General features: G+C 63.6%; 24 protein-coding genes. 21 read left to right on the top strand and 3 right to left on the bottom strand.

Annotated elements, in window-relative coordinates; translation table 11 throughout:
- The first annotated feature begins 223 nt into the window (after positions 1-223).
- The 6 genes from ASC45_RS03725 (at position 224) to ASC45_RS03750 (ending at position 7,841) form a co-directional block, all read left to right on the top strand.
- Positions 224-1,687: a TolC family protein gene (locus ASC45_RS03725; RefSeq protein WP_055449685.1), complete on the top strand. Its 1,464-nt coding sequence runs from the start codon at positions 224-226 to the stop codon at positions 1,685-1,687.
- A 69-nt stretch (positions 1,688-1,756) separates the two neighbouring features.
- Complete coding sequence (locus ASC45_RS03730; protein WP_055449686.1) at positions 1,757-2,848, top strand: efflux RND transporter periplasmic adaptor subunit; 1,092 nt, start codon at positions 1,757-1,759, stop codon at positions 2,846-2,848.
- Positions 2,849-2,861: 13 nt separating this feature from the next.
- The gene (locus tag ASC45_RS03735; RefSeq protein WP_082454226.1) at positions 2,862-6,167 is read left to right on the top strand and encodes an efflux RND transporter permease subunit; all 3,306 of its coding nucleotides are present in this window, start codon (positions 2,862-2,864) and stop codon (positions 6,165-6,167) included.
- Between the two features lie 50 nt (positions 6,168-6,217).
- A complete protein-coding gene (locus tag ASC45_RS03740) occupies positions 6,218-6,442 on the top strand; it encodes a YgaP family membrane protein (RefSeq protein WP_055449688.1) in 225 nt (74 codons plus the stop codon).
- Positions 6,443-6,451: 9 nt separating this feature from the next.
- Positions 6,452-7,462, top strand: a complete 1,011-nt coding sequence (locus ASC45_RS03745) for an SLAC1 family transporter (protein WP_245609942.1) — start codon at positions 6,452-6,454, stop codon at positions 7,460-7,462.
- Between the two features lie 85 nt (positions 7,463-7,547).
- A complete protein-coding gene (locus tag ASC45_RS03750) occupies positions 7,548-7,841 on the top strand; it encodes a metal-sensing transcriptional repressor (RefSeq protein ID WP_141655716.1) in 294 nt (97 codons plus the stop codon).
- A gap of 13 nt (positions 7,842-7,854) precedes the next feature.
- Here ASC45_RS03750 and mnmA read toward each other — a convergent pair whose 3' ends face one another.
- Both mnmA and ASC45_RS03760 read right to left on the bottom strand, forming a co-directional pair.
- Positions 7,855-8,955 (bottom strand): tRNA 2-thiouridine(34) synthase MnmA, encoded by a 1,101-nt coding sequence (gene mnmA, locus ASC45_RS03755; RefSeq protein WP_055449690.1) that lies wholly within the window; start codon positions 8,953-8,955, stop codon positions 7,855-7,857.
- 27 nt (positions 8,956-8,982) lie between these two features.
- Complete coding sequence (locus ASC45_RS03760; RefSeq protein ID WP_055449691.1) at positions 8,983-9,459, bottom strand: NUDIX hydrolase; 477 nt, start codon at positions 9,457-9,459, stop codon at positions 8,983-8,985.
- A 221-nt stretch (positions 9,460-9,680) separates the two neighbouring features.
- On the opposite strand from ASC45_RS03760, the gene ASC45_RS03765 reads away from it, so the two are divergent.
- The 5 genes from ASC45_RS03765 to ASC45_RS03785 all read left to right on the top strand — a co-directional run bounded on the left by ASC45_RS03765 (position 9,681) and on the right by ASC45_RS03785 (position 14,076).
- On the top strand, positions 9,681-10,802 hold the full coding sequence (locus ASC45_RS03765; RefSeq protein WP_055449692.1) for a Re/Si-specific NAD(P)(+) transhydrogenase subunit alpha: 1,122 nt from the start codon (positions 9,681-9,683) through the stop codon (positions 10,800-10,802).
- Between the two features lie 56 nt (positions 10,803-10,858).
- Complete coding sequence (locus ASC45_RS03770; RefSeq protein ID WP_055449693.1) at positions 10,859-11,161, top strand: NAD(P) transhydrogenase subunit alpha part 2; 303 nt, start codon at positions 10,859-10,861, stop codon at positions 11,159-11,161.
- Positions 11,162-11,262: 101 nt separating this feature from the next.
- The gene (locus ASC45_RS03775; protein ID WP_055449694.1) at positions 11,263-12,699 is read left to right on the top strand and encodes an NAD(P)(+) transhydrogenase (Re/Si-specific) subunit beta; all 1,437 of its coding nucleotides are present in this window, start codon (positions 11,263-11,265) and stop codon (positions 12,697-12,699) included.
- A gap of 114 nt (positions 12,700-12,813) precedes the next feature.
- Positions 12,814-13,113 carry an H-NS histone family protein gene (locus tag ASC45_RS03780; protein WP_055449822.1) on the top strand — a complete coding sequence of 100 codons (300 nt, stop codon included), beginning with the start codon at positions 12,814-12,816 and terminating at the stop codon, positions 13,111-13,113.
- Positions 13,114-13,287: 174 nt separating this feature from the next.
- Positions 13,288-14,076, top strand: coding sequence for a Crp/Fnr family transcriptional regulator (locus tag ASC45_RS03785; RefSeq protein ID WP_072242963.1), 789 nt, complete (start codon positions 13,288-13,290; stop codon positions 14,074-14,076).
- Here ASC45_RS03785 and ASC45_RS03790 read toward each other — a convergent pair.
- Positions 13,995-14,621 (bottom strand): methyltransferase domain-containing protein, encoded by a 627-nt coding sequence (locus ASC45_RS03790; protein WP_055449695.1) that lies wholly within the window; start codon positions 14,619-14,621, stop codon positions 13,995-13,997. The two genes, ASC45_RS03785 and ASC45_RS03790, sit on opposite strands and share 82 nt — an antisense overlap.
- A gap of 163 nt (positions 14,622-14,784) precedes the next feature.
- On the opposite strand from ASC45_RS03790, the gene ASC45_RS03795 reads away from it, so the two are divergent.
- From ASC45_RS03795 to murA, 10 genes are all read left to right on the top strand, one after another.
- Positions 14,785-15,618 carry an ABC transporter ATP-binding protein gene (locus tag ASC45_RS03795; protein WP_055449696.1) on the top strand — a complete coding sequence of 278 codons (834 nt, stop codon included), beginning with the start codon at positions 14,785-14,787 and terminating at the stop codon, positions 15,616-15,618.
- The gene (gene mlaE, locus ASC45_RS03800; RefSeq protein WP_055449697.1) at positions 15,615-16,400 is read left to right on the top strand and encodes a lipid asymmetry maintenance ABC transporter permease subunit MlaE; all 786 of its coding nucleotides are present in this window, start codon (positions 15,615-15,617) and stop codon (positions 16,398-16,400) included. Before ASC45_RS03795 ends, mlaE begins: the two co-directional genes overlap by 4 nt.
- Before the next feature lie 27 nt (positions 16,401-16,427).
- Positions 16,428-16,904 carry an outer membrane lipid asymmetry maintenance protein MlaD gene (gene mlaD / locus ASC45_RS03805; protein WP_055449698.1) on the top strand — a complete coding sequence of 159 codons (477 nt, stop codon included), beginning with the start codon at positions 16,428-16,430 and terminating at the stop codon, positions 16,902-16,904.
- Positions 16,901-17,713: an MlaA family lipoprotein gene (locus ASC45_RS03810; protein WP_055449699.1), complete on the top strand. Its 813-nt coding sequence runs from the start codon at positions 16,901-16,903 to the stop codon at positions 17,711-17,713. The genes mlaD and ASC45_RS03810 overlap by 4 nt, the downstream gene beginning before the upstream one ends.
- Positions 17,714-17,785: 72 nt before the next feature.
- Positions 17,786-18,424: an MlaC/ttg2D family ABC transporter substrate-binding protein gene (locus tag ASC45_RS03815; protein WP_055449700.1), complete on the top strand. Its 639-nt coding sequence runs from the start codon at positions 17,786-17,788 to the stop codon at positions 18,422-18,424.
- A 12-nt stretch (positions 18,425-18,436) separates the two neighbouring features.
- Positions 18,437-18,715, top strand: coding sequence for an STAS domain-containing protein (locus ASC45_RS03820; RefSeq protein WP_055449701.1), 279 nt, complete (start codon positions 18,437-18,439; stop codon positions 18,713-18,715).
- 62 nt (positions 18,716-18,777) lie between these two features.
- On the top strand, positions 18,778-19,677 hold the full coding sequence (locus ASC45_RS03825) for an ABC transporter ATP-binding protein (RefSeq protein ID WP_055449702.1): 900 nt from the start codon (positions 18,778-18,780) through the stop codon (positions 19,675-19,677).
- Complete coding sequence (locus ASC45_RS03830) at positions 19,674-20,429, top strand: ABC transporter permease (RefSeq protein WP_055449703.1); 756 nt, start codon at positions 19,674-19,676, stop codon at positions 20,427-20,429. Before ASC45_RS03825 ends, ASC45_RS03830 begins: the two co-directional genes overlap by 4 nt.
- A 12-nt stretch (positions 20,430-20,441) precedes the next feature.
- A complete protein-coding gene (locus tag ASC45_RS03835) occupies positions 20,442-20,693 on the top strand; it encodes a BolA family protein (RefSeq protein ID WP_055449704.1) in 252 nt (83 codons plus the stop codon).
- 74 nt (positions 20,694-20,767) lie between these two features.
- Entirely contained in the window at positions 20,768-22,048 is a 1,281-nt protein-coding gene (gene murA, locus ASC45_RS03840; protein WP_055449823.1) for a UDP-N-acetylglucosamine 1-carboxyvinyltransferase, read from the top strand.
- Positions 22,049-22,050: the final 2 nt, after the last annotated feature.

A 22,050-nucleotide genomic window follows, 5' to 3' on the forward strand; every position in this document is an offset into this window, starting at 1 on the left:
CAGTCCGGCGACAAAGTTCCCCAGTGAAAGGCGGGAATTCATATACCCCCATGGGTATTGATATACTCCGTCCTGTATATATCGCGTGACCTGGGCGGATCAGAAGGCTATCCTCGAAAACCGACCCAAGGTCAAGGGGCGGTGGCCCGGGCCAAGCGAGTTCCGGACCGCGCCTCGCGCATTCCCGTTTGTTTGACTTTCCTCTTTCTGGCGGAGCTGGACAATGATGGTTTCCTTGCCCCGGCGTGTGCGCGTCGGGCTGCTGACGAGCGCTTGTCTCTACATCATGGGTGGATGGGCACTGGCCCAGGCCGAGACGCTGGATTTCCGCCAGGCGGTGGACATCGCCCTCAAACAGAACCCGGAGCTGCTCGGGGTTCAGGCGCAGATGGCGCAGGCCCGGGCAGGCATCGCCCAAGCCGAGGGCTCACGGTTGCCGAAGATCACGGTATCGGCCGGTGTCACCCGCACGAACGATGCGCTCAACGCCTTTGGCATCAAGCTGTCACAGCGGCAGGCGACGTTCAACGATTTCGGGGCCAATCAGTTTCTCGGCCCGCAGTCTCTCGGCGTGGCGCCCGACAACCTGAACTATCCCGGATCGGTCAACAACTTTAATACTCGCATCCAGGCCGAACTGCCGCTCTACACCGGCGGCAAACTGCAAGGCTATCTGCAGCAGGCGCGTTCCATGCTGATGGCGGCGCAGTCGGGCGACCAGGCGGCCCGGCAGCAGATCATCTACCACGCTCTGCAGGCGTATGACGGGGTTTACACGGCGCGAGCCTTCAAGGGCGTGGCGGCCAAGGCTTTGGAAGCCGCCCAGAGCCAGGTCAAGACCGTGGACAGCCTGCTCAAGCAGGGCGTGGTGATCAAGAGCGATCTGCTGTCGGCGCAGGTGCGTCAGGAAGACGTGAAGCTGCAGCAGGATCAGGCCGCCAATATGGAATCGCAGGCCATGGACGCGCTGCATGTGGTGCTCGGCGTGCCGCTCGATCAGCCCATCACCCTGGGCCCCGAGGTTGCCGTGACCATGCCTCAGGGCGACCCGAGTACCTGGGTGGGGCAGGCGATGGAACGTAACCCGCAGATCCAGGCCTTGCAGCACCAGATTGCTGCGGCCAATGGCAAGATCGAGGTCGCGCGCGCCGACCGCTATCCGCAGGTCGGTGCGATGGCGCGCTTCGACACCAACGATCCCCGGCTGGGCTTCGAGTCGCGCAGCTACACCGTGGGCGCCCAGCTCAACTGGACGATCTTCGACGGTGGCGTGACGCAGAACGCGGTCGATCAGGCCGTGGCGCAGCGCATGGAGCTGCAGGCCAAGCTGCAGGCCGCGCAAAACCAGCTCGGCATGCAGGTGCAAGACAGCTACCGCAAGGCGCTCGACGCCGCCAACCAGGTCAAGACCCGCGAGCTTGCCGTCACTCAGGCCGAAGAGGCCGCGCGCATCGTCAACAAGCGCTATGCCGACGGCGTGGGCACGCTGGTGGAAGTGCAGGGGGCGCAGGCGCAGCTCGACAAAGCACGCGCCGACCTCATCATGGCCCGCCAGCAGGTGAACATGCAGCGAGCCGCATTGCGGCTGGCGCTGGGCGATCTCACGCTGGACGCCACGCAGCCGATGGCTCCCACCGCCGCGCCCGCCTCGGGCAGTGCGGCTGGCGACGCGCCCGCCAAACCCTGAAGGTGGCCGCGCCGCGCTACACCCCTTCTCGTTCGTGCACAAGATTCTGATTTTTACCCTCTGACTGCCATGACCCATCCTGTCCTGCCCATGCTGCGCCGTGCGCCACTGGCCCTCGTGCTATCCACGGCCCTGCTTTCGGCCTGCGGCCACCAGACCGACACGGCGCAAACCCCCGCTGCACCCCGCGTGGTGGCGGCGCAAACCCTCAAACTCGCTTCCAGCGATCAGCAGAACCTCACCCTGCTGTCGGGCACGGTCATGTCGAGCAACCAGGTGCAGGTGGCGTCCAGGCTGATGGGCTACATCCGCACCCTGTCGGTGAAGGAGGGCCAGACGGTCAAGGCCGGACAACTGCTGTTCCAGGTGGACCCGACCGATATCCAGGGTCAGGTGGCGCAGGCGCGTGCCGGGCTGGCGCAGGCGCAGGCCAATCTGGCCAATGCCAAGGGCGATTACGAGCGCTTCGGCAATCTCTACAAGGAGCAGGCCATTCCGAAGCAGCAGTGGGATCAGATCCAGTTGCGCTACCAGGTGGCGCAGGAACAAGTGGCCGCGGCTCAGGCCGGGTACAACACCGCCGCGGCGCAGATGCGCTATTCCTCGGTCACTTCGCCCATCACCGGGGTGGTGGTGCAGAAAATGGCCAACCAGGGCGATCTGGCCGCGCCCGGTCGCCCGGTGCTGGTGATCGAAGGGCAGGGCAAGCTGCAGGTCACCACCCAGGTGCCCGGCGAAGTGTTCGACAAGATCAAGGTCGGTGACAAGGTGCAGGTGCTGGCCAACGGCAAATCGCTGCAGGGCACCATCGCCCAGGCCGTGCCCGTGGCCGACCCGATGAGCCATACCCACACGGTGAAAATCGACCTGCCTGCGGACGCCGGGCTCGACAGCGGCAGCTTCGTGCGCGTGGGCTTTGCCGTGGGCAGCTCGCCGCAGTTGCGCGTGCCGCAGAGTGCCGTGGTCGACCGTGCCGGCATGACCGGCGTGTTCGTCGTCGACAAGGACGGCATCGCCCATTTCCGCCTGGTTCGGCTGGGCGCGCAGATGGGGGCAGATGTCGAGATTCAGGCCGGGCTGAACCCTGACGACACCATCGTCACCAGCAACCTGCCCGAAGTCGAGAACGGCGTGAAGATCGGCGGAGGCAACCGTGGCTGAACATGCGGCTCCCATGAACAGCGCGGGCAAGCTGGCCCGCGCCTTCATCGAATCGAAGATCACCGCGCTCATCATGCTCGGCCTGACGCTGGCCGGGGTGCTGGCCTTGCTGATCACGCCGCGCGAATACAACCCGCAGATCGTGGTGCCGGCGGCGAACATCATCGTCGCCAAGCCGGGCGCGGGGCCGCAGGAGATCCAGAATCTGGTGGTCAAGCCGCTCGAAGCCATCATGGCCTCGATGTCCGGCGTCGATCACACCTATGGCTATGCGACCAACGACTTCGGCGTGGTCACGGTGCAGTTCAAGGTGGGTGAAGACCAGGAGAAAAGCCTGGTCAAGATGTACAACCAGTTGATGCAGAACCTCGACCGCATCCCCCCCGGGGCGATGCAGCCGGTGATCAAGCCGATCAACGTGGACGACGTGCCCATCCTCACGCTCACGCTCTCGTCGGCCACGATGAACGGCATGCAATTGCGCGACGTGGGAGAAAAGGTGCTGGCGCATCTGCGCAACGTGCCGGGGGTGTCGTTCACCGAGGTCGTCGGCGGTGCGCCGCGCGCGGTCAATGTGGCCATCTCGCCGAGCAAGCTGGCTGCCGCCGGGATTCCGCTGGAACAGCTCGACAAGATTCTTCAAGGCAGCAACGCCGCGGCACCCATCGGCAATCTGGTGGACAACAACAAGGTCACCCCGGTGCGCATAGACAGCTTTCTGGGCAATGCGCAGCAGGTGGGCGACATCCTGATCGGCGCACCGAACGGCAAGCCGGTGTACCTGCGCGACGTGGCCAAGGTCACCGAAGGGCCTGAGCAGGTCGATGATCTGTCGCACTTCGCCTGGGGCTTGGCCGCCAAGGGCAAGCCGCATGGGCAGGAGATGAGCGCGGTCACCCTGGCGATCGCCAAGAAATCGGGCACGAACGCCGTGGTCGTGGTGCACGACGTGCTGAACAAGCTCAGCGAGATCGAGAGCTATGCCTTGCCGCAAGGCGTACATGTCACCATCACCCGTGACGATGGTCACAAGGCCAACGAGGCGGTGAACACGCTGGTGGAGCATCTGGGCATCGCCATCGTCAGCGTCTCGCTGCTGCTGTGGTTTTTCCTGGGCTGGCGCGAGGCCGGCATCGTCACCCTGACCGTGCCGCTGACCCTGTTCGCGGTGCTCACGGTCGATCTGATCGTCGGCCAGACCATCAACCGCATCACCCTGTTCGCGCTCATTCTGTCGCTGGGGCTGCTGGTGGATGGCGCCATCGTGGTGATCGAGAACATCCACCGCCACCTGCACGGCGGGCCGATCAAGAACTTCAACCGCACCGTGGTGCTGGCGACCAACGAGATCGGCAACCCGACCAATATGGCCACGCTGGCGGTGATTCTGGCCTTCATTCCGATGGCGTTTGTCAGCGGCATGATGGGGCCCTTCATGCGGCCCATTCCCATCAATGTGCCGGTGGCCATGATCGCCTCGCTCATCCTGGCCTATACCGTGGTGCCTTGGGCGGCTCGCGTCTGGCTGAGCAAGAAGGCCGCGCGCGAGGCTCTGGCGCACAGCGGCAGCCTCGAAGAGGAGGGCGCGCACAAGCAGGACAAGCTGCATGCGGCCTATCTCAAGCTGTTCGAGCCCATGCTGCGCAGCCGCACCCGCCGCAACCTCATGTTTCTCGCCGTGCTGGTGCTGCTCATCGCGGCCATGCTCATGCCGGCCTGGCAGTTCATCCGGCCTTCGGGCATGAACGGGCCGCTGTCGGCGCTGGGCGTCGAGCTCAAGATGCTGCCCAACGACAACACCAATACCTTCCTGGTGCAGATCGACACCCCCGCGGGTTCCACGCTCGAGCGCACCGACCAGGTGGCGCGGGCCGTGGGCGACGTGCTGGCGACCAATCCGTATGTGATGGATTACCAGACCTTTGTCGGTCAGGCGGCTCCGATCGACTTTGCCTCGCTGGTGCGCGGCGACATGCTCAAGCGCGGTGACAACTTTGCGCAGATTCGGGTGAATCTGGTGGGCAAGGGCGAGCGTTCGGTCGAGTCGCACGAAATCGTGCAGAAGCTCTACGACCAGCTCGCTCCGGTGCGCGCGCGCTTCCCCGCCACCTTCATCAAACTGTTCGAAACGCCGCCCGGCCCGCCGGTGCGCGCGCAGGTGATGGCTGAGCTGTACGGGCCCAACTATGACACCCTGCGCGCTTCGGCCAAGGATGTGCTGGGTGATTTCGACAAGGTCTACGGCCTGATGAACCAGGACGACTCGGTGACGGCGACGACCACGGAATACCGCATCAAGATCGACCGGCAGAAGGCTGCGATGTCGGGCATCGTCCCGGGGCAGATCATCCAGTTGCTGCACAACTATGTGTCGGGGCTGAAGGTGGGCGCCATCCACGACAGCAATGCACTGGAGCCGGTCAACATCATCGTGCGTGTGCCGCGCGCCGATCGGCAGAGCCCGCAGCAACTGCTCGATGTGCCCATCCAGAACGCGCAGGGCAAGGTCATTCCGCTGTCGAGCATCGCCACGGTGGAGAAGGCCACCCTGGCCAAGCCGATCTACTCCCGCGACCAGCACCCGGTGGTCTATGTGGGCGGCGAGATGATCCATTCCAGCCCCGTCTACGCCACGCTGAGCCTGAACTCGATGCTCGACGGCAAGAAGCTGGCCAACGGCACCACCTTCACGACCGGCAACCTCGGCTTCGCCGAGACACCGGCCAGCGATCTCAAGGGCTACCAGTTGCTCTGGGGCGGTGAAATGCGCCTGACGCTCGACGTGTTCCGCGATCTGGGCGCGGCCTTCATGGTGGCGCTGGTGTTCATCTACCTGCTGCTGGTGGCGTATTACAAGTCGTTCCTACTGCCGGTTATCGTGATGGGGGCGATTCCGCTCACCCTCATCGGCGTGTTCCCCGGTCACTGGCTCACGCATCAGTCGTTCACCGCCACCTCGATGATCGGCGTTATCGCGCTGGCCGGCGTGGTGGTGCGCAACTCGCTGCTGCTGATCGACTTCATCCTCGACTACCGCGCCCGCGGCTACAGCCTGCAGGAATCGGTGGCGCAGGCGGGGGCGGTGCGGCTGCGCCCGATTCTTCTCACGGCGCTGGCCATCATGTTCGGCTCGGCCATTATGGTGTCCGATCCGGTTTTCGGCGGGCTGGCGGTGTCGCTGATCTTCGGCACCCTGCTCTCGACCATCCTCACCCTGATCGTCATCCCTCTGCTCTACTACGTCTGGCAGATTCGGGTGAAGCCCAAGGTGCCTCCCAAGGCACCCGCGGCACCGGCTGAACCTGAGCTGACGGCCTGAGTCTGAATACTGACCTGTTTCCTCTATTTCACAACCTTGGAGAATTTGTAATGACTGTCGAACGCTACATCCGTGTCATCGCTGGCACCTTCATCCTGATTTCCGTGCTGCTTGGCGCGCCTGCCAGCCCGATCTATGTATCGCAGTGGTTTCTGCTGTTCACCGCCTTCGTCGGCGCCAACCTGCTGCAGTTCGGTTTCACCAACCTCTGCCCGCTCGGTTTCTTCTTGCGCAAGCTGGGCGTGCCCGACTCCAAAGCCAACTGCTGCGGCTGATCGGGTCGGATGATGGCGCGCGCCGCCCGCCCCTGGCTCAAATTTCTCGCTCCCGGCTGGTTCGCCATCGTTGTCGGCTGGGGCGGACTGGCGCTGGCCTGGCATCAGGCCACGGTTCTCCTGGGCGAACCTGCTGCCGTGGTCTCCCAGGTGCTCGGCTGGGCCGCGATTGCCGCACTGGCGGTGCTCCTGGTGCTCGCCGTGCTCCGAGCGCAGTGGCATGCTGGAGACTGGCTGGCCGACCTGCGGCATCCCGTGCGTCACCCTTTGCTGGCCCTGCTTCCCATGGCCATGCTGGTGACGGCAGGGTTCGCCGTGCAGGTTCTGGGGGCCGACAACGTCTGGATGGCCGGTTTCTGGATGCTTGGTGCGCTCGGGCAGCTTGCGGCGACCGTCTGGGTGTTTCACCGCTTGCGCCTGAGCGCGGCCACGGACAAGGGGCCGAACTGGGCCGGCGTGACGCCGGCGCTGTTTATGGCCGCGGTCGGCAATGTCGTGGTGCCCTATGCCGGCGTGGCGCTCGGCTTTCAGATCTGGTCCGTGGCGCAATGGGCGGTCGGGGCCTTTTTCTTCGTGATCGTGCAAGGCCTTTTCATGGTGCGTGTCGCGGCTTTCGGCATGTTGCCGCGACGTTTGCTGCCCATGATCTTCATCAGCATTGCGCCCCCGGCCGCGGGCGGCCTCGGCTTGGCGCAGATCGGAGCGCCGGTCGAGGCGCTCGAGGGGGCCTGGGGCATTGCGCTGTTTTTTGTGTTGCTGAGCTTTCTGTCCTTCAAGGCGATGATGCAGGAGGCCTTCACCATCGGTCACTGGGCGCTGTCCTTCCCTCTGGCCGCCTTTGCCGGCCTGTCGATGCATCTCGCCCTGGTCACCCAGAGTGGCGGCATGCAGACTTTCGCCATTCTGGCTTTGGCGCTGGCCTCGGTGGTGATTGGTTGGCTCACGCTGGCGACGGCCCGGGGGCTGCGCGACGGTACCTTGCTGGCACCAGAGCCCGTGGCGCTGATCCATTCGGCATGAATCGCGTCGGCGGGCATGGGCCTATGATGGAGAACATTGGATGAAGCGCAGTACCAAGATCCCACCGATTCCCGGAGCCATCACCATGTCAGTTCTGACCAACGAAGCCTCTCGCACGGACATCCTCAACCGCCTCAAGCGCGCCGAGGGTCAGATGCGCGGCGTGCAACGCATGATCGAGGAGGGTGAGCCCTGCCTCAAGGTGGCACAGCAGCTCTCCGCAGTGCGCAAGGCGCTCGACAGCACCTTCGTGCGCATGACCGTGTGCTATCTCGAACAGGAACTCGACGGCCGCCTGGAACACACCGAAGGCGGCGAGCAGCCCAAGCTCAGCGCCATGCTCGACGAGGTCGAAACCCTGCTGGCTCGCATGGCCTGATAGGTTCGCGCTTTCAGGAGACGGCGGCCTCGATGATGCCGCCGCCCAGACAAACCTCGCCGTCGTACAGCACGGCAGACTGCCCCGGGGTCACGGCCCACTGCGGGGTATCGAAATCCAGAGCGAACTGCTCAGCCGAGACGCCCAGATAGCGGCAGGCCGCATCGGCCTGGCGATAGCGCGTCTTGGCGCCGTAGGTGGCGCCGTTGTCATCGGGCGGATGACCTGCGACCCAGCTGGCCGACAAGGCGCGCAGCCCACGGCTTTGCAGCAGCGGATGGTCATGGCCCTGCACCACGATGAGCTGATTGCGCTGCAGATCCTTGGCAGCGACGAACCAGGGTTCACCGCTGCCGCTCTGGCTTCCACCCAGACCGATGCCCTTGCGCTGTCCGAGGGTGTAAAACGCCAGCCCGATGTGTTCGCCCACGGTCTTGCCCTCGGGCGTTTTCATCGGCCCCGGTCGGGTGGGCAGGTAGCGGTTGAGAAAGTCGCGGAAGGGACGCTCACCGATGAAGCAGATGCCGGTAGAGTCTTTCTTGCGGGCGTTGTGCAGGCCGATATCGGCGGCGATTTTTCGCACCTCGGTCTTGTGCATTTCGCCCACCGGGAACAGGGTGCGCGAGAGCTGGGCCTGATTGAGCCGGTGGAGAAAGTAGCTTTGGTCTTTGGCGGCATCCAGGCCGCGCAGCAGCTCGAAGCCGTTGCGGCCCTCGCGCACGCGGGCGTAATGCCCGGTGGCGATGCGGTCTGCGCCGAGCCGCATGGCGTGGTCGAGAAAGGCCTTGAACTTGATCTCGGCGTTGCAAAGCACGTCGGGGTTGGGTGTGCGGCCCGCGGCGTATTCGCGCAGAAACTCGGCAAACACGCGCTCCTTGTATTCGGCGGAGAAGTTCACCGCCTCGATGTCGATGCCGATGCGATCGGCGACGCTGGCCGCGTCGAGCCAGTCCTGCCGCGTGGAGCAGTATTCGCCGTCGTCGTCATCCTCCCAGTTCTTCATGAACAGACCGACGACCGTATAGCCCTGTTGTTTGAGCAGCCAGGCTGAAACAGAAGAGTCGACACCGCCGGAGAGGCCGACCACCACGGTGCCGCGAGAATGAGACGTCATGCGTCCATTGTAGAAAGCCGCTGGATCTCAGCCGTACACGCTGGGATCGGTGGCGATCAGTTGCAACGGATAGCGCTTCCCGCTCAGGTAGTCCTCCACACAGCGCAGCACCAGGGGGCTGCGATGCCGGTCAGCGCTGGCGCGGATGGCGTCGACATCCATCCACAGGGTGCGCACGATGCCTTCGTCCAGCGCATGCCTGGCGTCGGCCTCGGACACCTCGCCGTAGAACGCCAGGCGCAGATAGCTCACGTCCTGATCGCCCCGCCGGGTGCGCGACAGATAGATGCCCACCAGACCGCTGGGCTTGAAGCTGCGCCCGGTTTCTTCCCACGTTTCGCGCACGACGCCCTGCTGCGGGCTTTCACCCGCTTCCAGATGACCGGCGGGCTGATTCAGCCTGAGCCCGTCCTGCGTCTGCTCTTCGACGAGCAGAAAAAGACCTGCCCGTTCGACGATGGCGGCAACGGTCACGCGAGGGCGCGCTGAGAGCTGATCTGGCATGGCGGGAATCGGCAGATGAAATGCAGATGTCAAAAAAGCAAAAGAGATTTCCGGATGTGCGCAAATTGCGCGGGAACAATCTTAGGGAAAACGCGAGATAATGCCGCGTTCGCCCCAACGGCTCATGCAGACCGGTTGGCCGCGATCGAGTGGGGCCTAGACGACTTCGGGTTCGTGCTGCGATAGGCCCCTACCGAGCAGACCAAAAAAGGAGAGACTCCATGCGTATTGGCATTCCGGCAGAAACTTTGGCCGGCGAAGCCCGTGTTGCAGCAACACCGGAAACTGTCAAGAAATTGATCGCCCAGGGGCATACCGTGGTCGTGCAGGCCGATGCAGGCTTGCGCGCCGATGCTCCGGACGCGGATTACATCGCCGTCGGCGCCACGATAGGCAGCCGGGAAGAGGCTTTCGCGGCCGAGATGGTGCTCAAGGTCCGTCCGCCGACGACTGAAGAAATCGGGCTGATGAAGCCCGGCACGGTGCTGGTCGGCATGCTCGACCCATTCAATGCGGACGGTCTTCAGGCCATGACCGCCGCAGGCCTGACCGCGTTTGCCCTCGAGGCTGCGCCGCGCACCTCGCGCGCGCAGAGCATGGACGTGCTGTCCAGTCAGGCGAACATCGGGGGTTACAAGGCGGTCATCCTCGCGGCCAATATCTACCAGCGCTTCATGCCCATGCTGATGACGGCGGCCGGAACGGTCAAAGCGGCACGCGTGGTGGTTCTGGGCGCCGGGGTGGCGGGTCTGCAGGCCATCGCCACCGCCAAGCGTCTGGGTGCCGTGATCGAGGCATCGGACGTGCGACCGGCGGTGAAGGAACAGGTCGAGTCGCTGGGCGCGAAGTTCATTGATGTGCCGTTCGAAACCGATGAGGAGCGCGATATTGCTCAAGGCGTGGGCGGTTATGCGCGGCCCATGCCCGCGAGCTGGATGCAGCGCCAGTCGGCCCTGGTCGCCGAGCGGGTCAAACAGGCGAATGTGGTGATTTCCACCGCGCTCATTCCCGGTCGCCGCGCGCCCGTCTTGATTACCGAAGACATGGTCCGATCGATGAAGCCGGGCTCGGTGATTATCGATATGGCCGCTGCCCAGGGCGGGAATTGCCCGCTGACCGAAGCCGGCAAGATCGTGGTCAAGCATGGCGTCACTCTGGTGGGCGAAACCAATCTGCCCGCCCTTGTCGCGGCGGATGCCTCGGCCCTGTATGCGCGAAACGTGCTCGATTTTCTGAAACTGGTGTTCGACAAGGAAAAGGGCTTTGTGGTGAATAGGGAAGACGACATCGTCGCTTCCTGCCTGATGTGCCGCGATGGGCAGTTGCTGCGCAAAACCGCATGAGGTCGTGCCGCATCAACCCCGCGCCAACCCTTTTCATCCTCAACAAGGACTGAACCATGCATGAAATCTCTCCCCTGGTGATCAACCTCACCATATTTGTTCTGGCGATCTATGTCGGCTATCACGTGGTGTGGAATGTCACGCCCGCGCTGCATACCCCGCTGATGGCGGTGACCAATGCCATTTCCGCCATCATCATCGTTGGTGCCATGCTGGCCGCGGCACTGACCGTGACGCCACTCGGCAAGGTGATGGGCACGCTTGCGGTTGCGCTTGCTGCGGTCAACGTTTTCGGTGGTTTTCTCGTGACGCGGCGCATGCTGGCCATGTTCAAGAAGAAAACGGCCGACAAGAAATAAAGCTCATTCCAACGGATACCCGACGACTGCGCCGCGTCAACAACAGGACCATCAGCCCTTCGGCGCACGGCCGGTGACGTTCAGCACCAAGGATTTCATTTATGACACTCAGCATGAATCTCGTGACCTTGCTGTATTTGCTTGCAGCAGTGTTTTTCATTCAGGCGCTCAAGGGTTTGTCGCACCCCACGACGAGCCGCCGCGGCAATGTTTTTGGCATGGTGGGCATGGCCATTGCCATCGTCACCACCGTGGCGCTGATCATCAAGATCGGCGGTGATGCGGGCGCGCTTGGGCTCGGCTACGTGCTTCTGGGCCTGGTTGTGGGCGGCGGCGTCGGCGCCGTGATGGCCAACCGGGTCGAGATGACCAAAATGCCCGAGCTCGTGGCCTTCATGCACAGCATGATCGGCCTGGCCGCGGTCTTCATCGCCGTGGCGGCGGTGGCCGAGCCGCATGCCTTCGGCATCGTCCAGACGGCCGGCGATCCGCTGCCCGCGGGCAATCGCATCGAACTGTTCATCGGCACCATCATCGGCGCGGTGACGTTCAGTGGCTCGGTGATTGCGTTCGGCAAGCTGTCCGGGCGCTACAAATTCCGGCTGTTTCAGGGTGCTCCGGTGCGTTTCCCGGCGCAGCATTGGGTGAATCTGGTGATCGGTTTGGCGGCGATTGCCTGCGGTATCGCTTTTTTCACCACCTTGTCGTGGACGCCTTTCCTCATCATGATGGCACTGGCCTTCGTGCTGGGTGTGCTGATCATTATCCCCATCGGCGGCGCCGACATGCCCGTGGTGGTGTCGATGCTCAACAGTTATTCCGGCTGGGCTGCGGCGGGCATTGGTTTTTCGCTCGAAAACAATATGCTCATCATCGCCGGTTCGCTGGTGGGATCGTCGGGTGCGATTCTGAGCTACATCATGTGCAAGGCGATGAACCGCTCGTTCATCAGCGTGATTCTTGGCGGGTTCGGGGCCGAGGCTTCGGCGGGCGCGGCCCAGGCGCAGCAGCGCTCGGTGAAATCGGGCAGCCCGGATGATGCAGCCTTTCTGCTTTCCAATGCCGAAACGGTCATCATCGTCCCCGGTTATGGTCTGGCCGTGGCGCGGGCGCAGCATGCGGTGAAGGAACTGGCGCAGAAACTCACCGAACATGGGGTGAATGTGAAGTACGCCATTCACCCAGTCGCCGGGCGCATGCCGGGGCATATGAATGTGCTGCTTGCCGAAGCGGAGGTGCCGTATGACCAGGTGTTTGAAATGGACGACATCAACCCTGAATTCGGCCAGGCTGATGTAGCCGTGATTCTCGGCGCCAATGACGTGGTCAACCCGGCGGCGAAGACCGATCCCAAATCGCCCATCGCCGGCATGCCGATTCTCGAAGCCTACAAGGCCAAGACGGTGATCGTGAACAAGCGGTCGATGGCGGCGGGTTATGCTGGCCTGGATAACGAACTGTTTTACATGGACAAGACCATGATGGTGTTCGGTGATGCGAAAAAAGTGGTGGAAGATATCACCAAAGCCATCGAATAATGAACCGATCTGGTCAGTCTGTTTTGAATGAGCCCGCGTTTCGCGGGCTTTTTCATTTTGTTTTTTATCGTATGATGCGCACCATTCAATTTTTCGACACAGGAGAAGATGCAGATGGCCACGTATAAGGAATTGCAGGCTCAGATCGAAGCTCTCAAACAGCAGGCCGAAGCTCAGCGCAAGGCTGAGCTTGCCGCAGTGGTGAACGATATTCGCGCCAAAATGGACGAGTATGGAATTACCCTGGCTGATTTGGGTTCACGCCGTGGAGGGGCTTCGTCCAAAGGTTCGACAGTCGCTCCGAAATATCGCAATGCACAAACCGGCGAAACCTGGACGGGCCGTGGCAAGATGCCGCGCTGGCTGCAGAGCGCCGTGGACAGCGGCAAGTCCAAGGAATCCTTCCTGATCTGATCGGCGCAGAGTTCCCGTTTGGCGTCGCGGTAAAAGTCGCAACAAAATCACCGGGCTTCGGCCCGGTTTTTTTGCGTCTTCGTTTGCGTTCCGACATATTCGTTACAAGTGGCGACGTCAATTCGGGCCGAAAAGCACGAGCATAGAGTTCGGGAGAAGCGACGAGCCATGCCAATGAACGAGATCAATATGCCCGTCTGGGCCGCGCGCAGCGGGTGGTGGGAACGGCTGCTACCGCACGAAAAATCCCGCGTGGCTTCTGAAGTGGGCTACCAGACTGTGCCTGCAGGCGAGATGCTGCAGCCCTTGGGCGAGCCCGCGCTGCATTGGGTGGGGGTGATGTCCGGACTGGCGAAGTTCGTCGTCACGACATCGAGCGGGAAGGAACTGGTGTATTCGGGCGTGGGAGCTGGTGGATGGTTCGGCGAGGGCACCTTGATGCGGCGAGGTGTCTGGCGCTACCAGGCGCAGGCGGTGCGTACCTGCGAACTGGCGCTGATTCCACGCGAGTCGTTTTTGTGGTTGCTCGAGCGCAATATCGCCTTCAATCATTATCTGCTGCAACAACTCAACGACCGGCTCGAACTGATGACCTTGCAGGCCCTGGACGATCAGCCTGGGGGTGCGGAGTCGAGTGTGGCGCGCACCCTGCGGCATCTGTTTCACCCGCTGGCCGGCGCGAACGGCGGCGCTTTGCGGGTGACGCAGTCGGAAATCGGCCAACTGTGTCGATTGTCCCGGCAACGGGTGAATCAGGCTTTCAAGCGGCTTCAGGCCGATGGCGCGCTGCAATTGCGTTACGGCGGTGTCGAGATTCTCGACCCCGAGCGCTTGCGGGCCTGGGAATTTCGCGCTGCACATCCCAGGGGTGCGAGCAAGTCCTACACCTGCGCGCCGGGCCGTGCCGGTTCGAGGATGAGCGCCAGTTCGGCCGAGCCTCCGGGGTGCGGCACCCGCGGATAGGGTGGCCTGGGCCAGCGCCACTGGTCAGAGGTAAACAGGGCGCGCATGGCCAGAACGTCGCAGTGATAGGGTGGCCCCTGAATCCAGCCTTCCTCCGCGCCGGGCTTGGGCGTCTGCATGAACAGCGCGAACAGACGCCCTTGCGGTGAGAGCCACTGGTGCAGCCGCGCTGCGTAGGCTGCCCAGTCGTCGGGGTAGAGCGCGCACATGCAGGTCTGCTCCCAGATGGCCTCATACGGGCTGGGGGCATTCCACCGGCGCACATCGGCCTGGAGCACGGTCGCCTGCAGGCCCTTTTCATGCAGGCGACGGGTGAGCAGGGCAACGGCTTCTTCGGCATAGTCCAGCGCCGTGACCTCGAACCCGGCTTCGGCGAGATACAACACTTCGTGGCCCGCGCCGCAACCGGGCACCAGAATGCGACAGGGCTGCAAGGTCGCGTCGGCAAGCCATCGAACGAGTTGAGGGTGGACTACGCCACGGTCCCAGCCCGTGGTGTGGGTGCGAAAGCGTTCGTTCCAGAAATCAGCGGTCGGGCCTGGCATGGGAAGGGGTTTTCTCCGGAGAACTCAAACCTGTCTGCGGGGCTTTGCGGTGTTCGGCGGCTTGCTCGGGATATCCCTAGAATGGCGCGCTCAGTCCCGCTTTCCGTGCCTGCACGACGTTCGGTGGCATCAGGTGGCCTGATGCCCAGACCTTCATCATCCTATGCCTGTTTCCTCCGCCCCCGCCATCGTACAGATCGATTCGCTCGATTTTGGCTATGGCGAGCGTCTGATTCTGCGGCAGATCGACATGACCATCCAGCGCGGGCAGGTCGTCGCGGTCATGGGGGCGTCTGGCGGCGGAAAGACCACGCTGCTGCGACTGATAGGCGGGCAGGTCAGGCCGCAAACTGGCTCAGTGCGTTTCGAGGGCCAGAATCTGGCCGACGCCTCGCAGGAGCAGATTTTCGCCATGCGCCGACGCATGGGCATGCTGTTCCAGTTCGGCGCCCTGTTCACCGACATGACCGTGTTCGACAATGTGGCGTTTCCCTTGCGCGAACATACCGATCTGCCAGAGTCGATGATCCGCGACCTGGTGCTGATGAAGCTCAATGCGGTCGGGCTGCGGGGAGCTCGCGACCTCTTTCCTGCTGAACTCTCCGGCGGCATGGCGCGGCGGGTGGCCATGGCGCGTGCCATCGCCCTCGATCCGGCGCTGGTGATGTATGACGAACCGTTCGCCGGGCTCGACCCCATCTCGCTGGGCATTTCGGCGCGCCTGATCCGCAGTCTCAACGATGCGCTGGGTCTGACCAGCATCGTGGTGTCGCACGATGTCGAGATCACGTTCGAGATCGCCGATTACGTCTACATCCTGGGCAACGGCAGGCTGATCGCCCACGGCACGCCGCAGCAGATGCGCGACAGCACCGATGCGCTGGTGCACCAGTTCGTGCGCGGCGAGCCGGACGGACCGGTGCATTTCCATTACCCCGCGGCCGCGATTGATGACGATTTTCTGCGTCCGGCTGCGGTGTGCAAGGAGCGGTCATGACGGTCGCCGATAGATTGGTGTCGATCGGGGCAGGCACCCGAAAGCTGCTCTCCGACCTGGGATATGCCGCGCGCCTGTTCGTGCGACTGCTGTTTCTGGTCGGGCGAGTGCTGATGCGCCCCAGTCTGCTGATTCAGCAGATGTATTTCCTGGGCAATCTGTCGCTCGTCATCATCGCGGTCTCCGGCCTGTTCGTCGGCTTCGTGCTGGGGCTGCAGGGCTACTACACCCTGTCGCGCTACGGCTCGTCGAGCGCGCTGGGGGTGCTGGTGGCGCTGTCGCTGGTGCGCGAACTCGGACCGGTGGTCACGGCGCTGTTGTTCGCCGGGCGGGCGGGTACGTCGCTGACGGCGGAAATCGGCTTGATGAAGGCCGGAGAGCAGATCGCCGCCATGGAGATGATGGCCGTCGATCCGGTGGTGCGGGTGCTGGCACCGCGCTTCTGGGCCGGGGTGATCGCCATGCCCCTGCTGGCGGCAGTGTTCAGCGCGGTGGGCATTCTGGGCGGCTATGTCGTCGGCGTGGTGATGATCGGGGTCGATGCCGGGCAGTTCTGGTCGCAGATGCAAAGCGGCGTCGATGTGTTCAAGGACGTGGGCAACGGCGTGATCAAGAGCGTGGTGTTCGGATTGGCGGTCACCTTTGTCGCCTTGCTGCAGGGCTGGCGCGCCCAGCCCACGCCCGAGGGCGTCTCGCGCGCCACGACGCGCACCGTGGTCATCGCCTCGCTGGCGGTACTGGCACTGGATTTTGTGCTGACCGCCATGATGTTCAGCACCTGAGGGCAGCCAGCCCTGGAGTCGTCGAAAATGAATCAACGAAAAATCGATCTGTGGGTGGGCATACTTGTGCTGCTGGGCGCGGCGGCCTTGCTGTTTCTGGCGCTCAAGGCCGGCAATCTGCTGCAGATCAATTGGGGCCCCACGTATGAAGTGACCGCGCGCTTCGACAACATCGGCGGTCTCAAGGCCGACGCACCGGTGAAGAGCGCGGGCGTGGTCGTGGGGCGGGTGACGAGCATCACCTTCGACAACCAGACCTTCCAGGCCGACGTCCACATGGCCATCGACCAGCGTTACCAGTTCCCGGTGGATACCTCGGCGAAGATTCTGACGGCCGGTCTGCTGGGCGATCAGTACATCGACTTCAGCCCGGGCGGCAGCGAGAAGAATCTCACCAACGGTTCGGTCATCCGCAATACGCAATCGGCCGTGGTGCTGGAAAACCTGATCGGGCAGTTCCTCTACAACAAGGCCGCATCGAGCGGCGCTGGAGACGGCAAATGAAGCAAGCCGCACGTCTGCTGCCTTTGCTGGCGCTCGCCCTGCTTAGCGGCTGCGCCACGCACAATCCGCAAGACCCGCTGGAGCCCTACAACCGTGCGATGTTCAGCTTCAACGAGAAGGTGGACCGCGCCGTGGTCAAACCCGTGGCCACGGGCTACAAGGAGGTCACGCCCACGCCCATTCGTCATGGCGTCACCAACTTCTTCGGCAATATTTCTGACGTCTGGTCGATGAGCAACGATTTTCTGCAGGGCAATGTGCACGATGGTCTGAGCACCTTCATGCGGGTCGGCGTGAACACGGTCTTCGGCCTGTTCGGCACCCTCGACATCGCCACCGAAATGGGCATCTACAAGCACCCCAACGACTTCGGCCTCACCCTGGCCCGCTGGGGCGTGGGCTCGGGGCCCTATGTGGTGCTGCCATTTTTCGGCCCGAGTTCGGTGCGCGATGCCACGGGCACCGGGGTGGCTCTGGCCTACGGCCCGACAGCCCAGATCCAGCCGCCCAGCGCCAGTTACGGGGCCTTGGCGCTGAATCTGGTGAACACCCGTGCCAATCTGCTGGACGCCTCCAATCTGTTCGACCAGATTTCCCTCGACCCCTACGTCTTCGCGCGCAGCGCGTATGAACAACGGCGCAAATCGCAGGTGGAAGAAGTTCGCGAGCGCCCGATCATCGACCTCGGGCCGCCCAATCCGTTGGCCCAGTACAGCTATGGCGCCGACAACGGCGGCATTCTCGCTGCCGCCGCGCAGCCTCCCGCTGAGCCTGCGAGCGCTCCGGCTGCCGAAGCAGCCAAGCCCTGACTGCCCCGATGTCATCCTGCGGGTTGACGCAACGTTAACGATAACAACATCAGAACAACTGGAGAATCACCCATGCTTCGACGCACATTCATCGCCCTTTCCCTCGCCTCGGCCACCGTGCTGGCCGGCATGTCGGGTGTCGCGCAGGCCGCGGACGCCGTCACGCCGCCGCAACTGATCGAGTCCATGTCCAACGAGATCATCCGCGACGTCCAGCAAGACCCCAAGCTGCGCTCGGGCAACCCCGAGGTCGTGATGCAGTTCGTCGAGCAGAAGATTCTGCCCAACGTCGATTTCCAGAAAATCACCCAGAGCGCTGTGGGCCGTTACTGGCGCGAGGCGACTCCGGCCCAGCGCACCGCGCTTGAGCAGCAGTTCAAGCAATTGCTCGTCTACACCTACGCTGGCGCGGTGCGGCAGATCAAGGATCAGAAAGTGAAGCTGTTGCCGTATCGCGAGCCCGCCAATGCGCAGGATGTGACGGTGCGCACCCGCGTCATCAACAACGGCGAACCCCTGCAACTGGACTACCGTCTTGAGCAGACCCCCGCCGGCTGGAAGATCACCGACGTCAACGTCATGGGCATCTGGCTGGTCGACAACTACCGCAGCGTGTTTGCGCAGGAGATCAGCCAGAAGGGCATCGACGGCCTGATCGCTACGCTCAAGGAAAAGAACCAGACCCTGGCCCAAGCCAAGGTCGCGGGTTGATCCGAAGTTGCCATGCCCGTATACGCGTTGCCTGCTGAAGTCACCCTCGATTCTGCGTCTGGGATCAGGCGTCTGGCTTTAGCTGTGTTGCGCGCGGAGTCGACGCCCTGGGCGGTCGACGCCACAGCGCTGACCCGGTTTGACTCTTCCATCCTGGCGCTCCTGCTCGAACTGCGCCGCGCAGCGCCCCAGGAGCAGCTCGAGGTGCGCGGCGTTCCCGCACGGCTGAACGATCTCGCGGCGGCCTACGGTCTGGCGTTTCTGCTCGAAGCGGCGGCCGCGTATTCCTGATTTCTCGCGCCCGCTCGGGGCGACGTCTGACGTCGTCCCGAGCGGGCGCCTTTCCTTGACCTATGTCCTCGACGACTGCAGCGGTTTCCTTTGATCGCGTCATCAAGCAATACGGTACGAACCGGGCGGTGGACGGTGTCGAGCTCGATATTTCGGATGGCGAATTCTTCGGCCTGCTCGGCCCCAATGGGGCGGGCAAGACCACGCTCATCAGCATGCTCGCCGGGCTCACCCGCCCGACGGCGGGCCATGTGCGGGTCGCAGGCCATGACGTTCAGCGCGAGGCGGCGGCCGCGCGCCGCTTGCTCGGCGTGGTGCCTCAGGAACTCGTGTTCGATCCGTTTTTCACGGTGCGGCAGGTGCTTCGCATTCAGTCGGGCTACTTTGGCTTTCGCCGCAACGATCTTTGGATCGACGAGCTGCTGCACAACCTGGGCCTGACCGCGCAGGCCGACAAGAACATGCGGGCGCTGTCGGGCGGCATGAAGCGGCGCGTCATGGTGGCGCAGGCGCTGGTGCACCGGCCTCGGGTCATCGTGCTCGACGAGCCCACGGCGGGGGTGGACGTCGAGCTGCGGCAATCGCTTTGGGAGTTCATCGCCAGGCTCAACGCCGAGGGTCACACCGTGCTGCTGACCACGCACTATCTCGAAGAGGCCGAGGCGCTTTGCAAGCGCATCGCGGTGATCAAGGGCGGCAAGGTGGTGGCGCTCGACCGCACCGAGGCTCTGCTGCAACGGTTTGCGTCGTCGGTGCTGTATTTCCGTCTGGTCAAGGGGCGGCTGCCCGAAGGGCTCGGCGTGGAGCAAGGCGGGCGCGTGGCGCTTGCGGTGCGCGGTGCCCAGGACGTGGAACACAAACTGGCCGCGCTGCGCGAGGCTGGCTGTGAAATCGACGAACTCGAACTGCGGCGCGCCGACCTCGAAGACGTCTTTCTCGAATTGATCGGAGCGGCGCGATGACCGGGCTGCAGACCCTGCTGCAGAAGGAACTGCAACGCTTTCTCAAGGTTGGCTTCCAGACCGTGGCGGCTCCCGTGGTCACGGCCTTGCTCTACCTGCTGATCTTCTCCCACGCGTTCACGGCGCATGTGCAGGTGTTCGGCCATGTGCCCTACACGGCGTTTCTCATTCCGGGGCTGATGATGATGAGCGTGTTGCAGAACGCCTTCGCCAACACTTCGTCATCGCTCATTCAGTCCAAGATCACCGGAAATCTGGTGTTCGTCCTGCTGTCGCCGCTCAAGCCCTGGGAACTATTCGTGGCCTATGTGGGCGCTTCGGTGCTGCGCGGGCTGATCGTTGGCGCCGGAGTGCTGCTGGTGACGGTGTGGTTCGTGCCGCTGACCTTCGTTCATCCGCTGTGGATCGTGGTCTTTGCCATTCTCGGCGCCAGCATGTTGGGGGCGCTGGGGCTGATTGCAGGCATCTGGGCAGAGAAGTTCGACCAGATGGCCGCCTTCCAGAATTTCATCATCACGCCGGCGACGTTTCTGTCGGGCGTGTTCTACTCGGTTCAGGGGCTGCCCGGTTTCTGGAAGACGGCGTCGCATCTCAATCCCTTCTTCTACCTGATCGACGGCTTTCGCTACGGCTTCTTCGGTGCCGGCGATGTGTCGCCGTGGATCAGCCTGCTCGCAGCCATCCTCGGAAACCTGCTTTGCGGCGGCGTGGCGCTGGCCATGCTGGTGCGAGGCACCAAATTGCGCAACTGACATAGCTATCCCATGTCGCTACCCACACCGGAAGACCTTCACCGCTACATCGCCGACGGGCTGGCTTGCAGCCATCTTCACGTCGAAGGCGACGGCCAGCATTTCTACGCCACCATCGTCAGCCCGGCGTTCGAGGGGCTCAATCGGGTGCAGCGACACCAACGGGTCTATGCCGCCCTGGGCGAGCGCATGCGCGCGGAAATTCACGCGCTGTCGATGAAGACGCTCACCCCGCAGGAATTCGCGGCATCGGGCAAGCCCTAAAATCGTAGGTTTTTTCCGCACGCCCGCAAAGCGTGCTCGCCCGGCAGCGCCAGACTGTCGGCACCAAGGTCGTCATGGACAAACTCAGAATCACCGGGCAGCGCCCGCTAGAGGGCGTGGTGCAGGCCAGCGGGGCGAAAAACGCCGCGCTGCCGCTGATCGCAGCAGCGCTCTTAACCGCAGAGCCAGTGCGCTTGAACAACGCGCCGCAGCTCATGGATGTGCGCACCCTGGCCAAGCTGCTGCGCAGCCTGGGCGCGCAGGTCGAACAGGATGGCGCGCAGATCGAGATCAACGCCGCTGGGGTCGATCACTACGAGGCGTCTTACGAACTGGTCAAGACCATGCGTGCCTCGGTGCTCGTGCTCGGGCCCTTGCTGGCGCGGTTCGGGCAGGCGCGGGTGAGTCTGCCCGGAGGCTGCGCCATCGGCGCCCGCCCCGTGGACCAGCACATCAAGGGACTGCAGGCGCTGGGCGCGGACATCGTGGTGGAGCATGGCTACATCGTCGCCCGCGTGGCAACGCCCTCGGGTCGTTTGCAGGGTGCGCGCATCACCACCGACATGGTCACGGTAACGGGGACCGAAAACCTGATGATGGCCGCCACGCTGGCCGAGGGCGAGACCCTGATCGACAACGCCGCACGCGAGCCCGAGATCGTCGATCTCGCCAACATGCTGCGTGCCATGGGCGCGCAGATCAGTGGCGACGGCACCTCGCAGATCCGCATTCGGGGTGTGGAGGCCTTGCACGGCGCGGTGCACAGCATCATTCCCGACCGCATCGAAGTCGGCACCTTTCTGTGTGCGGCTCTGGCTGCGCGCGGTGATGTGACGGTGCAAGGTGCCGAGCCCGCGCACCAGGACGCCCTGCTCGACAAGCTCCGCGAGGCCGGCGCGCAGATCGATACCGGCAGCAACTGGATACGCCTGCGTGCCGACGCCCTCCCAGGCGGCCGCCCACGCGCCGTCTCGGTGCGCACGACCGAATATCCCGGCTTCGCCACCGACATGCAGGCGCAGTTCATGGCGGTGAATTGTGTGGCCGAGGGCGCCGCGCGCATGACGGAAACCATTTTCGAGAATCGCTTCATGCATGTGCAGGAGCTCATGCGCCTGGGTGCGCAGATCGACATCGACGGCCATACCTGCGTGGTGCGCGGCGTGCCCAAGCTCTCCGGCGCCACCGTCATGGCCACCGACCTTCGCGCCTCGGCCGGGCTGGTGGTGGCCGCACTGGCGGCCGAAGGCGAGACGCTGATCGACCGCATCTATCACCTCGACCGTGGCTACGACGCCATGGAAGTCAAGCTGCGTGGCCTGGGCGCGCAGATCGAACGCATCCGCGGCCAATGAAA

The organism is Thiomonas bhubaneswarensis (assembly GCF_001418255.1).
GTDB classification, from domain to species: Bacteria; Pseudomonadota; Gammaproteobacteria; order Burkholderiales; family Burkholderiaceae_C; genus Thiomonas; species Thiomonas bhubaneswarensis.